This is a genomic window from Spongiactinospora sp. 9N601 (assembly GCF_044326295.1).
Classification (GTDB): domain Bacteria; phylum Actinomycetota; class Actinomycetes; order Streptosporangiales; family Streptosporangiaceae; genus Spongiactinospora; species Spongiactinospora gelatinilytica.
Window position 1 is genome coordinate 1 of record NZ_JBIRBB010000010.1, and the last position, 24,507, is coordinate 24,507.

Sequence of the window (24,507 nt, forward strand, 5' to 3'; positions counted from 1 at the left end):
AGATGCCGTGGGAGCCTTGGCGTAGTTGCCAGCGGACCAGTTCGCGTAGTGAGTCGTGGTCGAGGGCGCCCTCGTCGGTGAAGGGGGTCACCACCGGGGCGATGGACCCACGGATCGACGCGGGGTCGGAACGGAATCTCATGCCGGACTCACTCCTCCTTCCACTCCTCGTATTCGCGGCGGCGGCGCGGGCCGAGCGGGTAGAGACCGTCGATCGAGGCGCCGCCGTCCACCTGCTGGTAAATGAAACGTTCCTCGCGTTCTTGGGCGGCGGCCTCCTGGGCGATCTCCGCGACCAGGGCGGGCGGGATGACGACCACGCCTTCGGCGTCGCCCACGAGTACGTCGCCGGGCATGACCAGCACGCCGCCGCAGGCCACGGGGACCTGTGACTCCAGTGGAACGTGCCGCCGCCCGAGCACGGAGGCGTGCGCGACCGCGTAGTAGGCGGGCATGTCGAGCTTGCCGAACGAGGGGCTGTCCCGCAGGCCGCCGTCGGTGACCACGCCGGCCGCGCCCCTGCGCAGCGCGCGCAGGGCGAGGATGTCGCCGAGCGTGCCCGCGCCATGGTCGCCCCGTGCCTCGATCACCAGCACCTCGCCCGGCCGGATCTCCTCGATCGTGCGCTTCTGGGCGTTCATGCCCCCGCCGATCTTCTTGAACACGTCCTCGCGCAGCGGGACGTACCGCAGCGTGCGCGCCACGCCGACCATGCGCAGGTCCGGCCGGGCCGGGCGGACGCCTTCGATGAAGTGATGGTCGATGCCGTGCCCGCGCAGCCGGGCCGACAGCGTCGCGGTGGACACCGAGCGCAGGGTGGCGGCCACGTCGTCGGGCAACACCGGAGGCGGCGGGACGCTCCCGTACGCCAGGGCCCGGGTCTTCTCGTCCACCTGCGGCTGCGCCCCGTACGGCGGGATCGGGGTCTCCTCGGTGACGATCTTGTTGCTCAGCCGGCCAGCGTTCTCCAGCTCGACCTCCACCACGTCGCCCGGCTGGACGACGGTCGAGCCCGCCGGGGTGCCGGCCAGGATGATGTCACCCGGCTCCAGCGTCATCATCCGCGACAGGTCGGCGATCAGCAGGTCGAACGGGTAGAGCAGCTCGTCGGTGCGGGCCTCCTGGGCGATCTTCCCGTTGACGTACGTGCGGAGCAGCAGGTTCTCGGGGTCGGCGTCGGCGGCCCACACGATCGCGGGGCCCACCGGGGTGAAGCCGTCCTGGCCCTTGGCCCGCAGGTTGGAGCCCCCGTCGCTGTGCTTGAAGTCATAGACGCCGAAGTCGTTGGCCGCGACGTAGCCCAGTACGTGACCGAGCGCCTTCTCCCGGGACACCCGGTGGGCGCGTGTTCCGATGATGATGGCGATCTCGCCCTCGAAGGCCAGCAATTCGCATCCGGCGGGCCGTACGACCGGGCGGCCGGACCACGACAGCGACGACGACGGCTTGAGGAAGTACGTGGGGTGGGGGGCCGGGAGGCGTCCCCGCTCGGCCGCGCGGCTGCGGTAGTTCAGGTGGACCGCGATGATTTTGGCTGGTGAGAGGCCCAGCGGGTGTTCCATACCATCCCTTTCGGATCATATAGGACATCGTTGATGATACTTCGTGGGCCCTGGTCGGGCTATAGACAAAAATATCTGACTTCATACATGATTTTAGCTATGGGTCGGTGCGCACCTCAGGGGAAGGGTCGCTCTTCGACTCCGAGGGCGGCGCGCCCTCGGGGGTGCCCCTCCTGCCAAGGCGATCCCCCGGATGCGGCGTGCCGCCCCGACGCCCCCCTTCGGTGTGGGGCGCGCGGCTGCGGGAGCTCGGCGGGGAGGAGTTTCCCGAAGTCATCCCCGGGGGTGCGGATTCCAAGGCCACCCCCGGGGAACGCGGTCGCGGGCAGCGGGCGGACGCGGGCGGTTCCCTCCGGCCACGGGCCGGTGGGAGGGCGGTGACGGTCGGGGATGACTGCGGCGAGAAGGAGGCTGGCGGATGACCGATTTGCTGGTCGGCGGCGAGTGGGCGGCGGCATCGGGCGGAGCGCGGTTCCAGACCGTGAACCCCGCCGACGGTACGGTGATCACGGAGTGCGCCGAGGCGGCACCCGCCGACACCGGGTGGACTCCTACGTGCGCGGCGCCCGCGCCGAGGGCGCCGAACTGGTGACCGGCGGGCGGCGCGCCGACGGACCGCTGGCCGGCGGGTACTTCTACGAGCCGACCGTCCTGGCGGGTGTGGGCGACGAAATGACGGTTGCGAAAGAAGAAGTCTTCGGTCCGGTCATCCCCGTGATCGCCTACGATGACCCAGAGGAGATAGTGGCGCGCGCCAACGCGTCGGAGTACGGCCTGGCCGCGTCGATCTGGACCAACGACCTGTCCACCGCGCACAAGCTGGCCGCAAGGATCCGGGCCGGCGCCGTATTCATCAATATGGGTCATGTACCCGACGCCGCGACGACCTGGGGCGGTTTCAAGGCCAGCGGCTGGGGGCGGGAGATGGGGCCCTACGCCATAGACGCCTACACAGAGATCAAAGGCGTCTGGACACACCTTGGAGGGGTGTGATGGGAGAGCTCGTCCTCGCAGCGAAGATCACGCACGTACCGTCGATCTGGCTGTCGCTCCAGCCCGGCAAGCACTTCGGCATCCGCCGTCCGGCCGAACTCGCGCTCAGCGAGGTCGGCCGCAGGGCCAGGGAGCGCGGCGCCGACACCTTCCTGATCGCCGACACCCACTGGATGAACAGCATCGGCTTCCATCTCAACGGCAAGGAGCGGCACAGCGGCTCCTACGCCAGCCATGAGCTGCCGCACTTCATCCACGACCTCGAATACGACTACCCGGGCAACCCGGAGCTGGCCGAGCTGGCCAGGCAGGAGATCGTCGCGGGCGGCCAGAAGGGGCTCGTGCACACTTACCGGGACCTCGGGCTGGAGTACGCGACCCTCGTGCCGATGTACTTCATGAACCCCGACTCCAACATCAGGGTGCTGCCGATCGGCTGCAACGTCTACTCCTCGATCGAGGAGAACCGCCGGATCGGCGAGGCCCTGATGCGGGCCATCCGGCACAGCGACAACAGGGTGGCCTTCCTGGCCAGCGGCTCGCTGTCGCACGCGTTCCCGGACAACGAGGTCGCCGAGTCGCTGCTGAACGACGTGAGCAGCGAGATCAACCGCAAGGTGGACATGGCGGTGCTCGACATGTGGACGACCGGCCGGGCGGCCGAGTTCATCGACATGCTGCCCGACTACAACCGGCGCTGCTCGGGCGAGGGCGCGATGGCCGACACGGCCATGCTCTTCGGCATGCTGGGCTGGCGCGACTACAAGGGCAGCGGCGAACAGCTCTGCCCCTACTTCGGCTCGACCGGGACCGGGCAGGTGGTCGTCGACTTCCCTGTACCCGGGCACGATACGATGTCGAGTCGATAAGAAATCATATGTGAAATAGCACAGGAGTACCTGGGATGGCTGAGCGGCCGGTGTTGTCGTACAGAAGGTTCGAGCCGGGCCCGTCCGGCGACGGGCGCGTCACGGTCCTGCTGCACGGGTTCTGCTCGGACGGAGACGCCGACTGGGTGCGGCCGGGCACGGCCGCGGCGCTGGCCGCGGCCGGGCACACGGTGATCGTGCCCGACCTGCGCGGCCACGGGGCCAGCCCGGCCCCGGCGGCGGCATCCGCGGCGCACGCCGACGCGCTGGCCCGCGACGTGCTCGCGGTGCTCGACCAGGCCGGAGCCCGGGAGTTCGACATCGTCGGATACTCGCTGGGCGCGCGGCTGGCCTGGGAGGTCGTCCGGCAGGCCCCCGAGCGCGCGGGCCGGGCGGTGCTCGGCGGGCTCAGCCCGGCCGAACCGTTCACCGCGGTGGACGTCGCGGCGCTGCACCGCGCGGTGCGCTCCGGTGAGCAGCCGGCCGACCCGCTCACCGGGATGATCGCCGGAATGGTCGCCGGCGCCGGCGAGCGGGCCGCGGGCCTCGCCCTGGTGGTGGAGGGACTGCGCGAGACGCCGTTCGACCCGGCGACGTGGGCGGGCCGCACGCCGCCCGTGCTGATCGCGGGGCGCGACGACATGATGGTCAAGGGAATCGAGCGTATCGTCGAATCGACCGCGGGCGCGCAGCTCGTCACGGTCCCTGGAGGACACATCGAGGCCCTGACGGGAGCCGACTTCCGCGAGGCCGTCGTGAAGGTGCTCCAGAGATGAGCGAGGGGGGACGTGTGAGCACCACCAAGAGATCGGCCCCGGCCGCGAAACAGGCCAGGTCCAAGGGATCAAAGGCCGAGCTCAGCTACTCGCTGCTGCGCTCGCGCATTCTGGACGGCACGTACGGTCCCGGGTACCGGCTGGTCATCGACCAGTTGGCCAGGGAGACCGGCGTGAGCACGATCCCGCTGCGCGAGGCCGTGCGCAGGTTGCAGTCCGACGGGCTGGTCGAGGTCATCCGCAACATCGGCGCGCGGGTGGCCGCCTTCGACGCGGTCCAGGTCGAGCACACGCTCAACGTGCTGGCCCGGCTGGAGGGGTACGCGACCGCGGTCTCCGCGCCGCTGATGAGCGCCGCGCAGATCCGCGAGTCGCGCGAGATAAACACCCGGATGTTCGAGGCGCTGGAGGAGTTCGACCCGGCCTCCTTCACCGCGCTCAACCGGGAGTTCCACTTCTCGATCTACCGGCACTGCCCGGACGACCACCTCAACGCGCTGCTGGAGTCGGAGTGGGCGCGGCTCGACCACATGCGCCGGTCCACCTTCACGTACGTGCCGGGGCGCGCCCGCCGTTCCGTCGAGGAACACGACCACCTGCTCGAACTCATCGAGACCCGCGCGGCGGCGGCCGAGATCGAGGAGGCGGCCCGGATGCACAAGGTCGCCACGGCGGCGGCCCTGCACAGCGCCCACGTGGGCAGCCTGCGCTGACACTTGGTGCGGGCCCTCATAGGCCCGCACCTTCGCCATCTCGGGCGGGCGAATCAGGCGGCGATCGACCGCTTGCAGCCGTCGGGCATCGGCAGACCGCAGCACACGACCGGCGCGAACGTCACGCCCTTGATCGACATCGGAAACCTGTACGACGGGTGGCTCGGGGTCACCTGATCCGGCGCAGGTTCACGACCACCCACTCGCCGCCGCGCTCGTAACCGAACAGCCCCTGGTAGCGGTAGTCGAGCACGGCCACGGGCAGCGAGACCGACCCGCGCTTGAGCCTGCTTCCCGGCCTGCGCTCGACCTTGGTCGCCTGAAGACCGAGATCCCCCGCCCGCCCGGTGGACAGGTCGTACAGCACCTGTCCCCGCAGCTCGCCCTTCTCGTCCTTCTGAAGCAGCGTGACGAAACGGTCGAGTTCCACCCCGTTGGAGTCGATCAGGCCGGGCAGGGGGCGTTCGGTGCCGTCGCCGCGGCGGAACGCCGAGCGGTCCCGCACGCACCAGGTGGCGGTGCAGAAGGATCCCTTCGGGGCGGGCGCGCGCCCAAGCCGGTGCCCGGTTTCGAGGTTGACCAGAGTGCTGAAGGCCACGATGGTGTTCCGCTTGAAGCCGTCGGGGCGCGGAACCCCCACCCAGGGCCAATCGAGCAGGGTGTAGTGCGCCAACGCGCCCGGTACCGGCTTCGGGCGTCCGCCGGTGAGCGGTACCTCGTAGACGCCGGAACCGCCCCACGGCGACCACACGGCCTTGTCGCCGACGATCTCCATGTCGATGCCGCCGTAGCGCGGAACGGTCCCGAACGTGGCGACCTTCCGCTGCGCGCCCCCGGAGGCCGGGGCGGTCCAGATGTCGACCACGGGCTTGCTCTGCACCTTGCGGGCCGTCCACCAGGCCAGCCTGCCGCCGCCCGCCGAGATCACGCCGGCGGTGACGGTCGTGCCCTTGGGCGGGGTGACGGCGACGAGCCGCCTGGCGGTACGCGAGCCGAGGTCGTAGGCCCATACGCCGTCCATTTTGTCGGCGTGGCCGTCCTTGAGGGTCCTGGCCAGGATCGTCCGGTCGTCCAGGAACGCCTCGGGCCGGAACGGCCTGCCGTTGGGCAGGGTGGCGGGGATGCTGTGCACGGCGTCCGGCCACACCTTTTCGATCGCCGGAAAGACCTTGTCCGGCGCCTGGGGCGGGCTCTTGGTCACGGTGGGTGCCGGGCGCTCGGCGATCTCCGGGTCGCGCGGGGCCACGCCGTTGACGGCGTACGCGCCGCCCGCCGTCAGTACGACGACGGCCGCCGCCGCGTACAGCGCCACCCCCCGCCTGCGCCGCCGCCGATGCCCGGCCTCGACCCGCCCGCGCAGGTCGCCGGCCGGGCGGGGGGCGTACCGGGCGGCCTGCTTGAACTCGGCGGCCAACGACTTCTCCAGTTCCGTGTTCATGCGAGATACCCCTTCTCGGCGAGGGCGGGCAGGTCGTCGCGGAGCTTGCCGAGCGCGCGAAATGCCTGGCTGCGCACGGTGCCCTGGGAGATCCCCAGCACACCGGCGATCTCGACGTCCGTCAGTTGCTCGTAGTAGCGCAACACCAGCACCGCCCGCTGACGGCGAGGCAGCTTCGCCAGGACATCCCAGACCGGCGAGCCCTCGTACGGCACGTCCACATGAACACGGTCCGGCGGGACCGCGGTGACATGCTCCCGCCTGCGCCTGCGCCACGCGTTGATGTGCAACCGCGTCATCGTGGTCCGGACATAACTCTCCGGATCACTCTTCCGCCGCACCCGCCCCCACGCCCCACGCAACCGGACGAGAGCGTCCTGCACGAGATCGGCCGCGTCGTGCGGGTTGCCCGTCAGCAGGTATCCGAAGCGGAGTAACGCATCAGCCCGTTCAGCAAGGAACTGCTCAAACAGCGCATCATCCTGCAAGCCTGCACCCTCCTCCATCCATCCCGACTACGACGGACAGCGGGCACCGGACGTTGCACGAACCACCGTATTTTCCAGGGGACGAACGGACGGGTCAGCGGAGGTCGCCGAACTCGCCGTCTTTGATGCCACCGGCGAATGCGGCCCACTCGGTACAGGCCCTCGGCGTGGTCGGTGATCTCGTCTGCGGCGACGGCGGCGACCTCGACGCAGTCGGAGCCATTGGCGCTCCGGCTGCTCTTACGCCACTGGATGTGGGTCAGGTCCAATTCGGACACCCGGGCTTTCTACGTGGGGCATCGGTCGTGTCGTGATCAGTGACGGGCGATGTACGAGATCAGAGCCTTCGACGCGCCGGGGTCCAGAGTGGCGCGGCTCAGGTGGTCGAAAGCCATCGTGTGCCGGTATATCTCGGCATCGCTAAGGGGGCGGCCGTGGACAGGTGCGCTCCCTCGGTGAGCGGGAGCACCTGCAAGGTGACGGTGTCGAGCCGGGCGAGTTCAAGAAGTTTGTCGTACTGGGCGGTCATAATCCCCTCCGACCAGCGGCGGGGTGCTGGTGTCGCGGCAGGGGGCGGCGCTGGTGGAGCGAAGTAAGGCGGGCTCTTCCCGGCCGGGTGAAGCCGGGAGGGCCCGTTTCGCCGGTGCTAGGCGGTGGGGGACATGTGCTTTTGTGCCCATTGGGCGAAGGGGGTGAGGGGGATGCCGAGGGCTTCGGCGTACTCCGGGCGGGCGGGCTGGCCGGCGACGTTCATCCAATCGTGGGTGGCTCCCATCGCGGGCATTCCGGCGGCGAGGGCCTCTTCCTCAGTCATGTCCGGCGCGGAAAGGGGGGTGCCCAGGGCGCGGGACAGGATTTCGGCGATCTCCGTCATCGGCAGGTAGTCGCCGGCCAGCTCCAGTTCGACTCCGTCGAATCGCTCGGGGTCGGCGATGGCCGCGGCGGCGGCTGCGCCGATGTCGTCCACCGCGATGAGGGACAACCGAGTGTCCGGCTTCAGCACGCTCACCAGGCCGCCCTCGATGCCGCGCGGGAACAGGAACGCCATGGAGAGCAGGAAGTTCTCCATGAAGAAGCCGGGCTTGAGGAGGGTCCAGTGCGGGAAGCCCGCCGTGCGGAGCCGGTCCTGGATCGCGCTCTTGGCGGTCATGGTGGGTTCCAGCGCCGCCCAGCGGCCTTCGGCCCAGCCGGGGGTCTTCGTGTGCTGACCGGCGCCGGAGACGGAGGTGTGCACGAACTGCGGCACTCCGGCGGCCCTCGCGCCCTCGATGAGGTTGACGCCCTGGGTCACCTCGCCCGCGAAATCGAAACCTTCCCCCGTGAAACCGGGCATCTGCACGGAGAAGACGGCGCGGACGCCCTCGGCGGCCCGGACGATGGAGTCGCGGTCGCGCAGGTCGCCGGTGACCAGTTCGACGCCGAGCGAGCGGACGGCCTTGGCCCGGTCGCTTGCCGGATCGCGTACCAGCGCGCGGACGGGGACGCCCGCCGCGCGCAGGGCGCGGGCGGTGGCTCCGCCCTGCCTGCCGGTGGCTCCGGTGACCAGGACGGGCGCGGATGCTGTGGACATATGCTCCCCCAAGTACTCATAGCAAAACGGCGGGGCCCGCCGTTTCTGCTTCGGTACAATACGGCGGGGCCCGCCACTTAGCAAGCGACCGGAGGTGACGCCATGGCAGAGCGACTGCGCTCCGATGCCCGGCGCAACTACACGCGCATTCTCGCCGTGGCCGAGGAGGAGGTCGCCGCCCACGGCGCAGCCGCCTCCCTGGAACAGATCGCCCGCACCGCGGGCGTCGGCTCGGCGACCGTACGCCGGCACTTCCCCACCCGCCGCGCCCTGCTGGAGGCGGTCTCCCGGAAACGGATCGACGCCCTGTGCGCCCGCGCCCAAGAGCTGACCGGCATCGGCGACAGCCGCGACGCGCTACTGACGTGGCTGAGCGAGATCCTCGCCTACTGCATCTCCGCCCGCGGCCTGGCCGCCGCCCTGTCCTACGACGGCCCCGAGACCGATCCGGTACACGAAAACGCCTGCTCGGCGGCCTTGGAAGAGGCCGCGGTCCCCCTGCTGTACCGCGCCGTACACGACGGCGCGGTGGCACCGGACACCACGGTCGCGGACATGATCACCCTCATCGTCGGCATCACCATGGCCACCGAGCACCACCCCACCCCGGCCGCCCAGGCAGATCGCCTCTTCCACCTGGCCACGACCGGCCTGAGCCCGCAAAGCCGAACAGGTGATCCCCTGCCTGCCGAAGCCGGCAGCGGCTGAAACCGCGGTGCCCGCGTTCGATCGTGAAATGCGCGGGCCGGGACCTAAGGGGGAGCCCACTAAGGCTGGGGAGTTGTCCGTGAGGGCCGCTCCCCATCGCCTTTCCGGGCGTCCAGCGTCGTATGTCAGGTGAGGAGTTGGCCGCCGTCCACCTGGATGGTGGCGCCGGTGATGTGACCGGCGGCGGGGGAGGCGAGGAAGACGACGAGGGGGGTGAGGTCGGCGGGGGTGGCGATCTTGCGGAGGGGGATGCGGGACTCCCATGCCTGGCGGGCCTCGGGGTTGTCCATCAGGCCGGCGGTCATCGGGGTGTAGACGGGGCCGGGGGCGACGCCGTTGACCAGGATGCCGCTGGGGGCGAGTTCGAGGGCCGCGGTGCGGGTGAGGGCGTCGACGCCGGCCTTGGTGGCCTCGTAGTGGCCCAGGCCCGCGGTGGGCTGGCGGGCGCCGATGGAGCTGATGTTGACGATGCGGCCCGCGATGCCGGCTTCGATCATCCGCTTGGCCACCGCCTTGGTGACGTTGAAGGTGCCGCGCAGGTTGACCGACACCACGCGGTCGAAGACCTCGTGCGGCAGGTCGATCAGCGGGCCGCCGCCGGCGACCACGCCGGCGTTGTTGACCAGTACCTCCACCGGCCCGAGCCGGTCGGTGACGGTGTCCAGCGCGGCCTCGACGGAGGTGGGGTCGCTGACGTCCAGCCGTACGGCCAGCGCGTCGAACGCCGCCGCCGCCTTCTCCGCCTCCTCCATCGCGACGTCGGCCACCACCACGCGCTCGCCCTCCACGGCGAACGCCTCCGCGACTGCCCTGCCGATCCCGCTCGCCGCGCCCGTGACGAAGACCACTCTGTCGCTCATCGGATACCTCCGAGGAAACCCCCGTCTTCAGGCCGGGGGGAATCTGACCCCTGCCCGGCAGGACAGGGGCAGCCGGTTCGCTGTCAGGCGAAACCGGCATATCGAACACATGCGCGATTCTTGTGTGATCGCGCGATACGATCTGACGCATGGCGCAGCTCGTGAAGCGGGCCTACAAGTACCGCTTCTACCCGACTCCCGAGCAGGCCGGACAGCTTGCCCGGACATTCGGCTGCGTCCGCTTGGTCTACAACAAGGCACTGGACGAACGCACCCGCGCCTACACTCAGCACGGCCGCCGGATCACCTACCCGTCCACGACCGGGACGTGAACGCCGCGAAGAACGTCCTCGCCGCCGGGCTGGCGGAGAGCTGAAACGCCTGTGGAGTCGGCGTAAGTCCTGAAGAGGAGTTTTCCTTGGCGGGCGGTCGATGGTGAAGCAGGAATCCCCTTCCTTCGGGGGAGGGGAGAAGTCAATTCGCCTCCGCTACCAGGACCCGCGGGGAACCCGCGAGGATCAGCGTCTCCACCGGTTCCCAGCCCGCCTCGCGCAGCCACCCGGCGACCTCCTCCGTCGAGTAGACGACCGTCCCGTCGATCACCAGATACTCGCCCGCGTGCAGGGCGTCAAGGGCGCGCTGCAACGGGTCGTCGTCGAGGAAGAAGTCGAGCAGCAGCAGCCGGGCTCCGGGGGCGGCGGCCTGCCGGGCGCGTGCGGCGATGCGCTGGTTGTCCTCGGCGGTGAACCGGTGGACGACGTGTTCGAGCAGGATCAGGTCGAAGCCGCCGGGTACCGGCCCCTCAAGCAGGTCGCCGGTGACCACCTCGGCGCGCTCGCCCGCCTCGGCCAGCGACTTGCGCGCGTACTCGGCCAGGTCGCCGCCGGACAGGAAGGTGCCGTGCAGCCCGGGGGCGGCGCGCAGCGCCTCGGCGAGGAACGCGCCGGACAGGCCGCCGAAGTCGAGGGCCTTGGTGTGCCGGCTGAAGTCGTAGTTCTTGGCCAGCATCTTGGCGTGCAGCGCGTTGTAGGTCATCACGCCGGACAGGAACGTGTTCATCCGGTCGCCGGACAGATCCAGCGGCACGGGGGCGTCGGTGCGGGCGGTCTGCCCGAAGCGCAGCCAGTGCGGGTAGCTGATCTGGTCCAGGAACGCGAGCCAGGGGCGCAGGTCCACGTCCTCGCCGGTGCCGGCGAGGTGGCGGGCGGTGGCGGCGGTGTTGGCGTACCGGCCGTCGTCGCGGGTGAGCAGGTCCAGGGAGGTCATCGCGTCGGCCAGGATGCGGGTGGTCCGCTGCGGCAGCCCGATGCGCTCGGCGACCTCGGCCGCCGTGGCGGGACCGTCCGCCAGTGCGGCGAACAGGCCCGTCTCGGCCGCCACGAAGAGCTGCTTGGCGGCCATGTAGCCGGTGGCCACGGTGGCGATCTTGTCGACCCCGGCGGTCGCCGCCGGCGTCACGGGATCTGGTTGTGGTGGCATCTCATGGACTCCCTGGACATGCCCGGCAGTGGAAAATATTTGGAATGCTATACGATTTTTGCTGTTCCGTCAGCGGCCCGTGGGATTCATCGCGGGCCCGCGCATCATCACCGGAGGTGGGCTGTGGAAGTCGCAGGACAGGTGCCCCGTCGCAGGCTCGGCGCGGCAGGACCGGAGGTCCCGGTGTTCGGCCTCGGATCCTGGAACACATGGGACCGGATGGAGACCGGCGCGGCGGTCGAGCTGGTCCGGGCGGCCGTCGATCACGGGGTGAACCTGTTCGACGTGGCCCACTACAACTTCGGCCCGCACGCCGAGAACGCGCGGACCGACGTGATCTTCGGCCAGGTGGCCGCCGAGGCCGGACTTCGCCGCGAGGACTACCTGCTGTGCGGCAAGCTCTGGCTGTGGGACTACCCGGCGTCCTCGCTGAGCGACGCGCTCAAGGTCGCCCTCGGCCGGGTCGGTACCGACCGGGCCGACATGGTGGTGGCCGGCGACTTCTTCGGCGAACTGGACGTCCGGCGGGTCGTGGCGGACGTGGCCGAGATGGTCGCGGCCGGGCTGTTCACCTCGTGGGGGGTGAACAACTGGTCGGCCGCCGACCTGCGCCTGGCCATCGGCTTCGCGCGCGCGGAGGGGCTGGTGCCGCCGTCGTTCGCGCAGCTCAAGTACAGCGTGGCGCGGCGCTCGGTACCGGAGGGCGAGCCGTACGGCGGGCTGTTCGCCGACGGGCTCGGCCTTCAGGCGTCCGACGTGCTGGAGGGCGGCATCCTGGCCGGGAAGCTGAACCCCGAACGCAAGATCGGCGCCGACCCCGGCGGGATCAGGGAACGCATCCGCGATTCCTTCCCCGCGCTCAAGCGGGTCGCCGACGGCTTCGGCGCCACCCCGGCGCAGGTCGCCGTGGCCTACTGCCTGACCCACCCGGCGACCGCGAGTGTGCTGGTCGGGGTGAGCCGCCGGGAGCAGTTCGACGACAACCTCGGTGCGCTCGACCTGCTCGCCCGGCACGGTGACGAACTTCGCGCCGCCGTCGCGGACCTGTGGGCCGACCGCGACGTGGTGGCCCCGGACGCCTCCTGGGGCACCGAGGCCCCATAACCCACCGAGGCCGCATAACTCACCGAGGCCCCATAACTCACCGAGGCCCCATAACTCACCGAGGGCGCATAACTCAGAGCTCATGGACGACGCGCCCGTCCACCATGGTCATGGAGACCGTCACCTGCGGGATGGCCGCGGGGTCGGTCTCCGCCAGATCGGTCTCAAGGACGCACAGGTCGGCGACCTTGCCCGCCTCCAGCGAGCCCTTCCAGGAGTCGGCCCCGTCCTGCCAGGCGGGCGTCATCGTGTAGGCGCGGATCGCCTGGGCGAGGGTCAGGCGCTGCTCGGGGCGGGTGAGGGCGGCGGCCATGCCGTACCGCCAGTCCGGGGTCAGCACCGGTGAGTCGGAACTGAGGCACAGCGGCACCCCGGCGCTCAGCGCGTCGCAGACCGGCCAGGCGTGCCGCATCGCCTCCTCGCCCACCGCGCCGCGCATCATCGCCCCCGCCGTCGCCACCAGCCCCGGCTGGGTGTTCAGGCCGATCCGGGCCGTGGCCATCTTGGCCAGGGTCCCGGGGTGGATCAGGTCGCCGTGGATGATGTAGTGCCGGTCCCCGCCCCCGCCGCTCGCGGCCAGGGCGTTCACCACGGTCCGGGTCGTCCTGCTGCCGGTGGCGTGTACGCCGACCTGGTGCCCGGCCGCCCGCGCCGCGCCGATCATGGCGATCAGCGCCGCCTCGCGCTCCTCGTCGCCGGCGCCCTCCACCAGCAGCGAGCCGTGCCCGCCCGAGATGTACGGCTCGTCGTTCCAGGCCGTCCCCATCGGCGGGATGCCGTCGGCGAAGATCTTCACGCCGGCCACGTGGAACCAGCCGGGGATGTCGCCGGGCGGGGTGAAGCCGTCGAGTCCGGCCAGGAAGCCCGGCAGTGAACTGGCCCCGTCCAGCTCGCCGAACAACATCAGCGCGGTGACTCTCGCGTTCAGCCTGCCCTCGGCGGCCAGATCGGCGTACTCTCGCAGGACGGCGGAGCCGAAGCACCCGCTCGGGCCGTCGTCCTCGCCGGGCCCGAGACCGGGTTCGGTGTAGCTGGTGATGCCGAGCGGGGCGAGGAGCTGGGAGGCGCGCAGGATCGCGGCCCGCCGTTGGGCGGAGGTCTCCAGCCGGACGCGCTGCTTGGGCGGTTCGGCGGCGGGGGTCGCGGCCATCTGGTCCATCAGCAGCGAAGGCCACATCTGGCCGAGCCACGTACCGTGCAGATGGGAGTCGTTGATGCCGGGGAGCACCGACCTCCCGGCGAGCCGTACGACCCGTGTACGCGGGCCGACGAGGCAGGCGACCTCCTCATCGGCACCCACCCTGGAGATCCTTCCGGCGGTGATCGCGATCGCCTCGGCGACGCGGTCGCCGGTGTCCACGGTATGCACTTTGCCGCCGGTCATGACAAGATCCGCCGAGTCGAGGTCGGCCCAGGAACCCATTCGTGACATCTTGGCCTCCACTCTGGACACCCCCGTTTACCTACGCATAACGTACATGGAATCAGATACGATTTGTGCCTGAACAAAAGGCACCGGGCAGCCGGAGGTGACGATGCCCCTGCACCCCCAGGCACGGCGCATCATCGATCGGATTCCTCTCGCCCCAGACGCCGGCGGTGCCGCCACGCAGCCGGACGTGGCCGCGATGCGGGAAGAGTTCCGTAAGGCGTGGCCCATCCCCGAGGACCTGCCACCGGTCGGGCGCGTCACCGAGATGGCCGCCCCCGGCCCCGCTGGAGACGTTCCCGTGCGGGTCTACACCCCTGACGGCGACGGCCCGTTCCCCGCGCTGGTCTGGTACCACGGAGGCGGCTGGACGGTCGGTTCCATCGACGAGAACGAGTACGCCTGCCGCACGCTCTGCGCGGGCGCCGAGGCCGTGGTCGTCTCCGCCGACTACCGGCTCGCCCCGGAGAACCCCTTCCCGGCCGCCGCCGACGACTGCTACGCCGTACTCCAGTGGGTCCACGACAGCGGCAAGGACATCGGCGTGGACCCCACACGGATCGCCGTGGGCGGGGAGAGCGCGGGCGGCAACCTCGCCGCGGTGACCGCGCTGCGCGCCCGTGACCAGGGCGGCCCGGCCATCGCCTGGCAACTGCTGGTCTCCCCGGTGCTCGGCCACCCCGACGACGGCCGCGCCTCCTACCGCGACTTCGCCGAGGGCTACTTCCTGAACAAGTCCGCGATGGACTGGTTCTTCACGACCTACCCCAAGTCCCCGGCCGACCTCGACGACCCCTACCTGCTGCCGCTGCGCGCCGCCGACCTGTCCAGGCTGCCGCCCGCGCTGGTCCTGGGCGCCGAGTACGACGTGCTGCGCGACGAGGGCGAGGACTACGCCCGCGCGCTGCGCGAGGCGGGCGGGCAGGCCGAGGCGGTCCGGATGCCCGGCCTGATCCACGGCTTCTTCGGGCTGCTGTCCACCGAGCTGCCCCCGGCCGCCGACGCCCACAGGCGGGCGATCGAGGAGCTGCGCGCCGCGTTCGCCGGGAGTGTTTGATGGCCGAACAAATCCTCGATGTGCGTGACATAAGTGTCGCCAGGGGCGATGTCCCAATCGTGTACGACGTCACGCTCGGGGTCCAGCCGGAGGCCGTCACCGTGTTGCTGGGCGCGAACGGCGCGGGCAAGACCACCCTCCTGGACGGCATCGCCGGGCTGGCGAAGACCACCTCCGGAACGATCGGCCTGGCCGGCCAGGCCATCGCCGGGCTGCCCACCTACCGCAGGGCGCACGCCGGACTCGGCTACGCCGAACAGGCCCGTACGGTCTTCAAGTCCCTCACCGTCGAGCAGAACCTGCTGGTGGCCAGGACCGGCAACGGCGACCTCGGCACCGCCTACCGGCTCTTCCCCGAGCTGGAACGGCGGCGCGCGCTGGGCGCCGGGCACCTGTCCGGCGGCGAGCAGCAGATGCTGGTCCTGGCCCGCGCGCTGCTCGGCGAGCCCAAGGTGCTGCTCATCGACGAGATGTCGCTCGGCCTCGCGCCGGTGGTGGTCCGCCGGCTGATGAGCGCGGTACGCGAGCTGACCTCCCTCGGCATCGCGGTCCTGCTGGTCGAGCAGTTCGCGCACCTGGCGCTGGAGATCGGCAGCCGGGCCTACGTGCTGCGCAAGGGCCGCGTGGTGTTCGAGGGGCCGTGCGCCGACCTGGCGGGCGATGACGACCTGCTCAAGGAGTACTACTTCGGCACCGTCGAAGATCCCACAGAGCACGACGACACCGCGGAGAAGGTCGCGGCGGAAGGCGAGGCCCGGTGAACGTCAGCGAGCTTCGTCCCTGGGGGATCGGGCTGCTCCTCGCCCTGGCGGCGTGCGTCGTGCTGCCCCTGGCGCTCCCGTCGTACTGGATCTACCTGGCGATCGCCGCCATGGTCAGCTCCGTGCTCATGCAGAGCTTCGGCGTCATCGTGGGCCGGGCCGGGGTGATGTCCCTGTGCCAGATGTCCTTCGCGGCGATCGGCGCGTGGGTCGTGCTCTGGCTCAACCTCGAAGACGCGCCCGGCGGCTTCCTGCTCTGGCTGGTGCTCGGCGGGCTGGCCGCGGTGCCCGTCGGGGTGGCGATCGGGCTGCCCGCGCTGCGCATCCGCGGGGTGAACCTCGCGGTCGTCACGCTCGGCTTCGGCGTCTCCACCGACATCGTGCTGAACGCCAACCAGTTCCCCGGCACCAGCGAGTTCAAGAGCCTGCAACGCCCGGCGCTGTTCGAGAGCGACCAGGGCTACTTCGTGCTCGCCGTGATCGTCTTCGTGCTCATCGCGATCGGGCTCGCGCTGTTCAACCGGACCAGGCTCGGCCGCTCCTGGACCGAACTTCGGCACTCCGAGCAGGCCGCCGCCGCGCACGGCATCTCGGTGGCGCGCAGCAAGCTCGCCGCGTTCGCGATCAGCGCGTTCGTCGCGGGCATCGCAGGCGGGCTGATGGTCGGGCAGCTCAGCTCGGTCGTGTCCAGCAACTTCGCGATGATGCAGTCGGTGGCGATGTTCGCGGTGGCGGTGCTGATCGGGCCGCACCACCCCGAGGGCGCCATCATGGGCGGCATCTTCGGCGCGGTGATGGCCACGCTGCTGGACACCGTCGGGCTGCCCCAGGACGTGGGCGGCATCCTGTTCGGCGTGGCGGCGATCTTCGCGCTGCGCAGCGGGTTCAGCCAGACCGACTTCACCAGGACCAGGAAGCGGGAGAAGGACGCGCGGGCGCTGCTGACCCGCGAACGCCCCCCCGTACCGGACCTGCCGCCACCGCCCCCGGCCGGAGACGGGCGCGGCGACCGCCTGGCCGTACGCGGGCTGACCGTCCGCTTCGGCGAGGTCGTGGCCCTGGACGGCGTGGACCTCACCGTGCCCGAGCGCGGAGTCGTCGGGCTGATCGGCCCCAACGGCGCGGGCAAGTCCACGCTGATCTCCGCCGTCACCGGCTTCCTGGCCGGCTACCAGGGCGCGGTCGAGCTGGACGGCAAGGCCATCGACCGCGACAGCCCGAGCGTCCGGGCCCGCCGCGGGCTGCGCCGCACCTTCCAGACCACGGCCATCGCGCCCGAGCTGACGCAGTACGAGTACCTGATGATCAGCGCGGGCCGCCGGCTCGGCCGCGGCGAGGCGGAGGCGCTGCTGAAGTTCTTCGGCTGCCCGCCCGGCGACGTGCCGGTCTCCATCATCGACGCGGGCACCCGCCGGCTGCTCGACGTGGCCGCGGCCATCGCCGCCCGGCCGCGGGTCGCGCTGCTCGACGAACCGGCCGCCGGGCAGTCGCTGGACGAGTCCATGGAGTTCGGCCGCAGGCTCGCCGAGGTGCCCGACCGGTTCGGGGTGTCGGTCCTGCTGGTGGAACACGACATGCAACTCGTCCGGGCCGCCTGCGAGCAGGTGACCGTACTCGACTTCGGGCACGTCATCGCGTCGGGCCCGACGCACGACGTGCTGGAGAACCCGGCCGTCAGGGACGCCTACCTCGGCACGGCGGACGTCCCGCTCCTTGATACCGCCCCTGTCCAGCCCTAGATATTTTCAGCCATAGGAAGTGGCAGCATGAAGCATGCACGCCTGGTCGGCTTGGTCGCACTGCTCGTATTAGGAGTGACCGCCTGCTCCGGCGGGAACTCGGCCTCAGACACGATCAAGGTGGGGTCGATCAACGGCATGACCGGCCTTTTCCAGACCCCGGAGGTCGCTCCCGCGGTCAAGGCCGTGTTCGAGGAGGTCAACGCGGCCGGTGGGATCAACGGGCGCAAGCTCGAGCTGATCAGCAAGGACGACGCGATGAACCCGCAGCGGTCCACCGAGGCGGCCCGCGCCCTGATCGACTCCGAGGGCGTCGTGGCGCTCGTGGGCTCCTCCAGCGCCGTGGACTGCGGGCTGAACCGGACCATGTACAGCCGGAGCAACATCATCTCCATCCCCGCGGTGGGCGTCGACCCGGCCTGCTTCACCAGCCCCAACATCGCGCCGGTCAACCCCGGCCCGTTCAAGCTGCTGACCGCGCTGCTCTACTACGCTTCCGAGACGCTGAAGCACGACAAGGTCTGCATGGCCTTCACCGTCCTGCCGGGCAGCGGCGGCGGCATCGACGCCGCGATCAAGGAGTGGTCCGACCTCACCGGCAAGTCCCTCACCGTCAAGGACACCTCGGTCGGCCAGGGCGACCCCACCCCCTACCTGGTGAAGCTGAAGGCGGGCGGCTGCCAGGCGGTCATCTACAACGCCCAGGTGGGGCCGTGGTTCGCCCAGGCCAAGACGCAGGGCATGACCGACGTGGACTTCATCATGATGGCCAACAGCTACACCGACGCCAACGCCAAGCTCATCCCCGAGGGGCTCAAGGCATACGTCGGCACCGAGTGGCAGCCCTACACCGACGAGACGCTGCCGGGCAATGACCGCTGGTCGCAGCTCGTCACCAAGAACAAGATCCAGAAGACCGCGTTCAGCCAGGGCGCGGTGATGGCCGCGGACGTGTTCGTCCAGGTGCTCAAGGGCATCAAGGGCGAGATCAACCGCGAGTCGGTGACCAAGGCGTTCAAGTCCATGCAGCCGATCAACTACCCGCTGGTGGGCACGCCGTGGGTGTTCGGCCCGGGGCAGGCGCACAACCCGATCGAGGGCAGCCGGTTCGTCAAGGCCGAGGGCGGCGCCTGGAAGGTGCTTCCCGAGGGCTTCATCGTCCCCGGCAAGAACTAGCCCTCGGCACCTACCTGCACCTCGGGAAGGGGGCGCGCACATGGTCGGATCAGTGGTCGCGGGCCTGACGAGCGGCGGCGTATACGCGCTGCTCGGGCTCTCCATCGTGCTGACCTATCGGCTGGCGGCGGTGGTCAACTTCGCCATGGCCGTGATCGGGGCGATGGGGGCGTTCGTGATGGCCTCGCTCACCGACGCGGGGCTGAACGTCTGGCCGGCCCTCATCGTCGGGGCGGTGTCGGGCGGGCTGCTGTCCGCGGTGCTCGGCGCGGGCCTGGTCCGCTGGTTCGGCGCGCACGCGCTGCGTACCAAGGCCGCCGTCACCGTCGCCGTGTACGTGGCGCTGATGGCGCTCGGACTGCGGCTGTTCGGCAGCGTCACCACGGGCGCGCGGCGCTTCCCGCAGCCGTTCGACGCGCCCGCGTTCGTGGTGGGCGACGTGGTGGTGCCGCAGGCCGCGCTGGTCTCGCTGGCCCTGGCGGTGCTGATCACCGTCGGGGTGACGCTGCTGCTCGGCCGCACGATGTTCGGCCTGCGGCTCCAGGCGATCTCCGAACGGCCGGCCACCGCCGAGGTGGTCGGCATCCCCGCCCCGCGGCTCGCGATGGCCGTCTGGACCGGCATCGGGGCGCTGACCACGCTGGTGATCGTCCTGGTCGCGCCGCGCCTGGGCGGCGACTTCTCCACCCTGGGCAACCTGGTCACCACGGCGCTGGCGGTGGCGATGATCGGGGCGTTCCACAGCCTGTGGCTGACGCTGGCGGGCGGACTGCTGCTCGGCTGCCTGGAGGGCGCGGCCGCCTCGCTGGAGGCCGTACAGGCCTACCGCGGGGTGCTGCCGTTCCTGGTGATGCTCGCGCTGCTGTGGTGGCGTAGCCGGCACGAGGTATGGGACACCGCCACCGCGGCCAGATGACGATCGGAGGAGACCGCATGACACCCCCCGGCACGATCCCCGCCACGACGCGGGCGGCGGTGCTGCGCGCCCATGGCGAACCGCTGGTCATCGAGGATCTGCCGCTGCCCGGCGAATGCGCGCCCGGCGCGGCGGTCGTCGAGGTCACCTGCGCGACGCTGTGCGCGACCGACGTCCACCTGTGGAGCGGGGCCATGTCGTTCCCCGGCATGCTCCCGCTGGTGCTCGGGCACGAGATGGTCGGCCGGGTGGTGGCGCACGGCGAGGACACCCGCGACGCGCTCGGCCGGCCGATCAAGGTGGGCGACCGGATCGGCTGGTCGGAGTCCACCTGCGGGCACTGCCACGGCTGCACGGTGCTGCGCGAGCCGGTCGCCTGCGCCAACCGGGGCTACGGCTTCAGGCAACGGGCCGACGCCTGGCCGTACGCCACGGGCGGCCTGGCCGAGCACGCCTACGTGGCCGCCACATCGCAGAAACTCCTGCTGCCCGACGACGTGGCGGACACGTGGGCGGCGGCGTCCGGGTGCGCGGTCAAGACCGTCGTGCACGCCTTCGAGCGGGCCGGCGGCCTGCGCCCGGGCGCGAACGTCGTGATCCAGGGCGCGGGCGGGCTCGGCCTGGTCGCCACCGCCCTGGCCACGGCGGCCGGGGCGGGCGTCGTCATCACCGTCGGCGCGCCCGCCGCCCGGCTCGACCTGGCCACCAGGTTCGGGGCCGACGTCACGATCGGCCTGTCCGGCGAGCCGGCCGACCGGGTGGCCGAGGTGATGGCCGCCACCGACGGCCGGGGCGCGGACCTCGTGCTCGACATGGCGGGCGCGCCCGGCGTGGCGGCCGAGGCGGTGGACATGGCCGCCTGGGGCGGCAAGTACGTGGTGGTGGGTACGACGGGCCCGCGCCCTGACCCGGTCCCGCTGGGGACGGTGATGGGCAAGCAACTGGCCGTGCTGGGCTCGCTCAACGGCGACATCTCCGACTACCACCGGGCCATCGAGTTCCTGCGCGAATTCCGCTCCTTCTTCGCGTGGGACGAACTGTTCAGCGAGCCGGTCGGACTCGCCGGAGCCTCGGACGCGCTCGCCGCGATGTCCCGGCTGGAGCAGGTCAAGGCCGTGGTGCAGCCCGGCCTTTCTTGATCAGCGAACGAACTCGATCACCGAACGAACGGAACCCAGATGAGCACGACGATTCCGATCCGCCGCCTCGGAGGGGACGGCCCGCTGGCCTCCGTCCTGTCCCTGGGGTCATGGCACACCTACGACCGGATGGACTTCGGCGACGCCGTCGCGATGTTACGCAAGGCCGTCGACCTCGGCATCAACCTGTTCGATGTCGGGGTCTACAGCATGCCCGGATACCCGCCGGTGTTCACCGACGTGCTGTTCTCGGCGATGGTGCGGGCCGCCGGGATCAAGCGTGACGAGTACCTGCTGTCCACCAAGCTCTGGCTGGACGGCTACCCCGAGCGCCCGCTGCGCGCCCAGTTGGAGAACGCGCTGTTCCGGGTCGGCGCGGACCGCGCCGACGTCGCGGTGCTCGGCGACATCCGCAGCGACCGCGTCAACCTCCAGCGCCTCGCGCTCGACCTGGCCGCGCTGGAGGCCGACGGCCTGATCGGCTGGTGGGGCGTCAACAACTGGTCGACCTCCACGATCTTGGAGATCCGCCGGCACGCCCATTCCGGCGGGTCGCCGGGGCCGCAGTTCGCGCAGCTCAAGTACAGCCCGTGCCGCCGGACCATCGCCGACGGCGAGCCGTTCGCCGAACTGTGGGAGCTGGGCATCGGGCTCCAGGCGTCCGACGTCATGGAGGGCGGCATCCTGGCCGGGCGGCTGACCCCGACCCGCCCCATCGGGCGCGACCCGGGCGACGTGCGCAGCAAGATCATGGAGTCGGCCGAGGGCATCGCCCGGGTGGCCGCCGACCTCGGCGTCACCCCGGCCCGGCTGTGCGTCGCCTTCTGCCTGACCCACCCGGCCATCGCCAGCGTGCTGTTCGGGGTCACCAAGGAAGAGCAACTGCTGGACAACGTCGCCGCGCTGGAACTGGTGGAGAAGGTCGGCGCGGAGCGGATCCGCGAACTGCTCGACCCCTTCTGGGCGGACCGCGACGCCGTCGCCCCCGAAGGGCCCTGACGGCTTTTTCCGCTTGCGCCACTTCGTCCGGTGAGCGCGCCGGACATGCCGGGATTCGGCGTATCGAGCGCTCGTCGGGATCACGCGGTCGAGGTTCGCGAAGAGTGGACGAGCCACGCGCTGTCCACTCTTCCCGCCGACCGCCCCGCCGCCCCGGCACCTACGTGGTACGCAGGCAACGCGGACGCGCCACCACCGGCGACCTCCAGCGCGACGGCGGCAAGCCGCCGCTCGCCCGGTTCATCGCCGACCGACCCCGAAGGCCCGGGGGCGGGTCAGGGGACCCGCGGGGACCCGGCCGTGGACGGGGAGGTCGGACAGATCGGCGACCACCAGATCGGCTCCGCTCGCCCGCAGTACGTCCGGCGTGTTCGTCCGGCTCACGCCGACGACCAGCCCGAAGCCGCCCCTGCGCCCGGCGGTCACGCCGGCCGGCGCGTCGTCCACGGCCGCCGCGCGCTCCGGGGGCGTGCCGAGGTGCCGGGCCGCCGCCAGGTACATCGCCGGGTCCGGCGTGCCCAGCAGGCCGAGCCCGGCCGCGTCGTTGCCGTCCAGCAGCGCGTCGAACAGCCCGGCCAGCCCCGCCGAGGTGATCGTCGTACGGCAGTGCCGGCTCGCCGACACCACGGCGGTGCGGCAGCCGCGCCTGCGCAGCTCGTGCAGCAGGGCGACGGACGACGGGAACGCGGCCACGCCGTACCGCTCGACCTCGGCGGCGAACAGCCGGTCCTTGGCAAGGCCGAGGCCGTGTACGGTGGCCGCCCCGGGCTCGTCGCGGGGGTCGCCCTCAGGGAGGGTGATGTCCCTTGAGGCCAGGAACGTGCGCACGCCGTCCAGGCGTGGCCGGCCGTCCACGTGCCGCAGGTAGTCGGCCCGGATGTCGAAGGGCGCCGAGCGCCCCCGCAGGAACGGGTCGAACACCCGTTTCCAGGCCGCGGCGTGGATGCGCGCGGTGTCGGTGATGACGTCGGCGTCGAAGACGACGCCGGTCACCAGGGTCAGGTCGATGGCGGTGATGGCGGCCACGTTGACGCCCTCCCTCCGGTTGTTCCGGTGCCGTGATGGTACCGCCGTGTCGCCGCTCGTAATCAGAGCCGGCCCCCATGTCGCCCGATCCCGCGACCATCCCCAGGTCGGTCGGCGGGCCGGTCAGCGGGCCGGTTTGGCGCGGTCGGGGTCGGCGCCCGTGATGCCGATGGTGTCGCGGAAGACCCGGTCCCATCGGCCGTCGCGCAGGTACTGGGTGATGAGCCCGTTGAGGTACCGCCGGAAGTCGTGGTCCTCGCGGCGTACGCCGATGCCGTACAGCTCCCTGCCGAACGTCCGGCCCACCAGCCGCACGCTGTCCGGGCGCAGGCTCATCAGCCCGAGCAGGATGCTGTCGTCGGTGCTGATCGCGTCGATCCGGCCGGACACCAGCGCGTGGGTGCACTCGCTGTAGGAGTTGACGATCTCCAGGTGGGCGTGCGGCGCGCGGACGCGTAACTGGCTCTCGGACGTCGAGCCGGCCGCCGTGCAGACCCTCTTGCCCGCCAGGTCGTCCACGCCCCTGATGCTCGTGTCGTCGGCGCGTACCAGGATGTCCTGGTCGGCGTAGTAGTACGGGTCGGTGAAACCGACCTCCGCGGCCCGCTGCGGGGTGATCGAGTAGGTGGCCGCGATCATGTCAACCAGGCCCTGCTGGATGAACTTCTCCCGGTCGCGCGGCATGATCTCGATGAACCGGACGTTGCGCTCGCTGCCGGTGAGGTCCTTGGCCACCAGGCGGGCCAGATCCGCGTCGAAGCCGGTGATCCGCCCGTTGGTGGGGTCCTTGAAGCCGAACAGCGGATGGTCGAACTTGATGCCCACGGTGAGCACCCCGCGCCGCTCGATGCGCTGCCTGGTGGACTCGTCGGGGAAGCCCGGGGCCACCGCCGGTTCGGTGCAGGCCGTGCCGAGCAGCGCCCCCGCCACGGCCGCGAGCGCGGCGCGCACGACGCGGGCGGCGAACCTCGCCCGCCTCACGTCACCCGTATCCAGTACCTGTGCTGCGGGCGCCCCTTCGGCCCGTACCGCAGCCCGACCTCGACGTGCCCGCGCTCGGAGAGGTACTCCAGGTAGCGCCGCGCGGTGGCCCGGCTGATCCCGATCGACTGGGCCACCTCGTTCGCCGACAGGTCCGCCCCGGCCGACTCCAGCGCGCCCAGCACGGCGTGCTCGGTCTCCTGGGAGATGCTCTTGGGCCGGGCGACCTGGTCCATGTGCAGCGAGCGGAAGATCCGGTCGATCTCCTCCTGGTCCACCGTGGCCTCGGTCGCGGAGAACTGGTCGACCGCCGCCGCGTACCGGGTGAGCGTCTGTTCCAGGGTGCCCATCCTGGTGGGCTTGACCAGGTAGTACAGCGCGCCGTGCTGCATGGCGGCCCGTACCGCGCCGGACTCCTTCCTGCCGGAGATCACGATGACGTCCGTGGACGGCTGGTTGGGCCGTCTGAGCTGGTGCGCGACCTCCAGGCCCGGCAGGTCGGGCAGGTACAGGTCGAGCAGCACCAGCCGGGGGACGAGGCGGGGCACGGCGGCCAGCGCGGCGCGGCCGGTGTGGGTGACCCCGATCACCTTGAATCCCGGAACACGATTGACCTGCGCCTTGAGCGCGGTCGTGACGACGGGATCGTCATCGACGATGAGGACCGTGATGTCCTTCGAGCCAGGGGGAGTTCCGATGGTCATCGTCATCGCCGCATCCAGGT

Annotated in this window: 27 protein-coding genes and 1 pseudogene; 15 read left to right on the top strand and 13 right to left on the bottom strand. The window is 70.9% G+C overall.

The features are described from left to right. The coding region (locus ACH34R_RS23995; protein ID WP_397564065.1) for a dihydrodipicolinate synthase family protein at window positions 1–142 on the bottom strand (142 nt) is incomplete at its 3' end. 7 nt (window positions 143–149) lie between these two features. After that, window positions 150–1,562: a fumarylacetoacetate hydrolase family protein gene (locus ACH34R_RS24000; protein WP_397563760.1), complete on the bottom strand. Its 1,413-nt coding sequence runs from the start codon at window positions 1,560–1,562 to the stop codon at window positions 150–152. A gap of 418 nt (window positions 1,563–1,980) precedes the next feature. On the opposite strand from ACH34R_RS24000, the gene ACH34R_RS24005 reads away from it, so the two are divergent. The 5 genes from ACH34R_RS24005 to ACH34R_RS24025 are packed head-to-tail and all read left to right on the top strand — an operon-like array spanning window position 1,981 to window position 4,913. Further along, the gene (locus ACH34R_RS24005) at window positions 1,981–2,154 is read left to right on the top strand and encodes a hypothetical protein (protein ID WP_397563761.1); all 174 of its coding nucleotides are present in this window, start codon (window positions 1,981–1,983) and stop codon (window positions 2,152–2,154) included. Continuing rightward, complete coding sequence (locus ACH34R_RS24010) at window positions 2,118–2,555, top strand: aldehyde dehydrogenase family protein (RefSeq protein ID WP_397563762.1); 438 nt, start codon at window positions 2,118–2,120, stop codon at window positions 2,553–2,555. The genes ACH34R_RS24005 and ACH34R_RS24010 overlap by 37 nt, the downstream gene beginning before the upstream one ends. Next, window positions 2,555–3,424 carry a 3,4-dihydroxyphenylacetate 2,3-dioxygenase gene (gene hpaD / locus ACH34R_RS24015; RefSeq protein ID WP_397563763.1) on the top strand — a complete coding sequence of 290 codons (870 nt, stop codon included), beginning with the start codon at window positions 2,555–2,557 and terminating at the stop codon, window positions 3,422–3,424. Before ACH34R_RS24010 ends, hpaD begins: the two co-directional genes overlap by 1 nt. 35 nt (window positions 3,425–3,459) lie before the next feature. Beyond that, window positions 3,460–4,200 (top strand): alpha/beta fold hydrolase, encoded by a 741-nt coding sequence (locus ACH34R_RS24020; protein WP_397563764.1) that lies wholly within the window; start codon window positions 3,460–3,462, stop codon window positions 4,198–4,200. Between the two features lie 14 nt (window positions 4,201–4,214). Next, the gene (locus tag ACH34R_RS24025) at window positions 4,215–4,913 is read left to right on the top strand and encodes a GntR family transcriptional regulator (RefSeq protein ID WP_397563765.1); all 699 of its coding nucleotides are present in this window, start codon (window positions 4,215–4,217) and stop codon (window positions 4,911–4,913) included. A 169-nt stretch (window positions 4,914–5,082) separates the two neighbouring features. On the opposite strand, the gene ACH34R_RS24030 is transcribed toward ACH34R_RS24025, so the two are convergent. From ACH34R_RS24030 to ACH34R_RS24050, 5 genes are all read right to left on the bottom strand, one after another. After that, entirely contained in the window at window positions 5,083–6,351 is a 1,269-nt protein-coding gene (locus ACH34R_RS24030) for a hypothetical protein (protein ID WP_397563766.1), read from the bottom strand. Continuing rightward, on the bottom strand, window positions 6,348–6,839 hold the full coding sequence (locus ACH34R_RS24035) for a SigE family RNA polymerase sigma factor (RefSeq protein WP_397563767.1): 492 nt from the start codon (window positions 6,837–6,839) through the stop codon (window positions 6,348–6,350). Before ACH34R_RS24035 ends, ACH34R_RS24030 begins: the two co-directional genes overlap by 4 nt. Next, the gene (locus tag ACH34R_RS24040; protein WP_397563768.1) at window positions 6,764–7,117 is read right to left on the bottom strand and encodes a DUF397 domain-containing protein; all 354 of its coding nucleotides are present in this window, start codon (window positions 7,115–7,117) and stop codon (window positions 6,764–6,766) included. The genes ACH34R_RS24035 and ACH34R_RS24040 overlap by 76 nt, the downstream gene beginning before the upstream one ends. 98 nt (window positions 7,118–7,215) lie before the next feature. Beyond that, window positions 7,216–7,368, bottom strand: a complete 153-nt coding sequence (locus tag ACH34R_RS24045; protein WP_397563769.1) for a Scr1 family TA system antitoxin-like transcriptional regulator — start codon at window positions 7,366–7,368, stop codon at window positions 7,216–7,218. A gap of 117 nt (window positions 7,369–7,485) precedes the next feature. Continuing rightward, on the bottom strand, window positions 7,486–8,409 hold the full coding sequence (locus ACH34R_RS24050; RefSeq protein ID WP_397563770.1) for an NmrA family NAD(P)-binding protein: 924 nt from the start codon (window positions 8,407–8,409) through the stop codon (window positions 7,486–7,488). A gap of 102 nt (window positions 8,410–8,511) precedes the next feature. Between ACH34R_RS24050 and ACH34R_RS24055 the strand changes: the two genes are divergently transcribed. Then, a complete protein-coding gene (locus ACH34R_RS24055; RefSeq protein WP_397563771.1) occupies window positions 8,512–9,117 on the top strand; it encodes a TetR/AcrR family transcriptional regulator in 606 nt (201 codons plus the stop codon). Between the two features lie 125 nt (window positions 9,118–9,242). Here the strand turns inward: ACH34R_RS24055 and ACH34R_RS24060 are convergent, their stop codons facing one another. Then, window positions 9,243–9,977 (bottom strand): SDR family NAD(P)-dependent oxidoreductase, encoded by a 735-nt coding sequence (locus tag ACH34R_RS24060; protein ID WP_397563772.1) that lies wholly within the window; start codon window positions 9,975–9,977, stop codon window positions 9,243–9,245. Between the two features lie 149 nt (window positions 9,978–10,126). Here ACH34R_RS24060 and ACH34R_RS24065 point away from each other — a divergent pair. Beyond that, a pseudogene (locus tag ACH34R_RS24065) lies at window positions 10,127–10,288 on the top strand (helix-turn-helix domain-containing protein); the annotation flags it as partial. A 163-nt stretch (window positions 10,289–10,451) separates the two neighbouring features. Here ACH34R_RS24065 and ACH34R_RS24070 read toward each other — a convergent pair. Next, window positions 10,452–11,456, bottom strand: a complete 1,005-nt coding sequence (locus tag ACH34R_RS24070) for a methyltransferase (protein WP_397563773.1) — start codon at window positions 11,454–11,456, stop codon at window positions 10,452–10,454. Between the two features lie 123 nt (window positions 11,457–11,579). Here ACH34R_RS24070 and ACH34R_RS24075 point away from each other — a divergent pair, with 123 nt between their 5' ends. Beyond that, window positions 11,580–12,560 (top strand): aldo/keto reductase, encoded by a 981-nt coding sequence (locus ACH34R_RS24075; RefSeq protein ID WP_397563774.1) that lies wholly within the window; start codon window positions 11,580–11,582, stop codon window positions 12,558–12,560. A 73-nt stretch (window positions 12,561–12,633) separates the two neighbouring features. On the opposite strand, the gene ACH34R_RS24080 is transcribed toward ACH34R_RS24075, so the two are convergent. Further along, window positions 12,634–13,992: an amidohydrolase gene (locus ACH34R_RS24080; RefSeq protein WP_397563775.1), complete on the bottom strand. Its 1,359-nt coding sequence runs from the start codon at window positions 13,990–13,992 to the stop codon at window positions 12,634–12,636. Between the two features lie 196 nt (window positions 13,993–14,188). On the opposite strand from ACH34R_RS24080, the gene ACH34R_RS24085 reads away from it, so the two are divergent. The 7 genes from ACH34R_RS24085 to ACH34R_RS24115 are packed head-to-tail and all read left to right on the top strand — an operon-like array spanning window position 14,189 to window position 21,776. Beyond that, entirely contained in the window at window positions 14,189–15,046 is an 858-nt protein-coding gene (locus ACH34R_RS24085; protein WP_397563776.1) for an alpha/beta hydrolase, read from the top strand. Then, complete coding sequence (locus tag ACH34R_RS24090) at window positions 15,046–15,807, top strand: ABC transporter ATP-binding protein (RefSeq protein WP_397563777.1); 762 nt, start codon at window positions 15,046–15,048, stop codon at window positions 15,805–15,807. The genes ACH34R_RS24085 and ACH34R_RS24090 overlap by 1 nt, the downstream gene beginning before the upstream one ends. Continuing rightward, window positions 15,804–17,546, top strand: a complete 1,743-nt coding sequence (locus ACH34R_RS24095) for an ATP-binding cassette domain-containing protein (RefSeq protein WP_397563778.1) — start codon at window positions 15,804–15,806, stop codon at window positions 17,544–17,546. The genes ACH34R_RS24090 and ACH34R_RS24095 overlap by 4 nt, the downstream gene beginning before the upstream one ends. A gap of 27 nt (window positions 17,547–17,573) precedes the next feature. Then, complete coding sequence (locus ACH34R_RS24100; protein ID WP_397563779.1) at window positions 17,574–18,722, top strand: ABC transporter substrate-binding protein; 1,149 nt, start codon at window positions 17,574–17,576, stop codon at window positions 18,720–18,722. Between the two features lie 40 nt (window positions 18,723–18,762). Continuing rightward, entirely contained in the window at window positions 18,763–19,638 is an 876-nt protein-coding gene (locus ACH34R_RS24105; RefSeq protein WP_397563780.1) for a branched-chain amino acid ABC transporter permease, read from the top strand. Between the two features lie 17 nt (window positions 19,639–19,655). Next, complete coding sequence (locus tag ACH34R_RS24110; RefSeq protein WP_397563781.1) at window positions 19,656–20,777, top strand: zinc-binding dehydrogenase; 1,122 nt, start codon at window positions 19,656–19,658, stop codon at window positions 20,775–20,777. Window positions 20,778–20,816: 39 nt separating this feature from the next. Further along, a complete protein-coding gene (locus tag ACH34R_RS24115) occupies window positions 20,817–21,776 on the top strand; it encodes an aldo/keto reductase (protein ID WP_397563782.1) in 960 nt (319 codons plus the stop codon). Window positions 21,777–22,016: 240 nt separating this feature from the next. Here the strand turns inward: ACH34R_RS24115 and ACH34R_RS24120 are convergent, their stop codons facing one another. From ACH34R_RS24120 to ACH34R_RS24130, 3 genes are all read right to left on the bottom strand, one after another. After that, a complete protein-coding gene (locus ACH34R_RS24120; RefSeq protein WP_397564066.1) occupies window positions 22,017–22,793 on the bottom strand; it encodes an HAD family hydrolase in 777 nt (258 codons plus the stop codon). A 132-nt stretch (window positions 22,794–22,925) separates the two neighbouring features. Continuing rightward, a complete protein-coding gene (locus ACH34R_RS24125; protein WP_397563783.1) occupies window positions 22,926–23,783 on the bottom strand; it encodes a glutamate ABC transporter substrate-binding protein in 858 nt (285 codons plus the stop codon). Next, the gene (locus ACH34R_RS24130; protein ID WP_225878828.1) at window positions 23,780–24,493 is read right to left on the bottom strand and encodes a response regulator; all 714 of its coding nucleotides are present in this window, start codon (window positions 24,491–24,493) and stop codon (window positions 23,780–23,782) included. Before ACH34R_RS24130 ends, ACH34R_RS24125 begins: the two co-directional genes overlap by 4 nt. Between the last annotated feature and the right edge of the window lie 14 nt (window positions 24,494–24,507).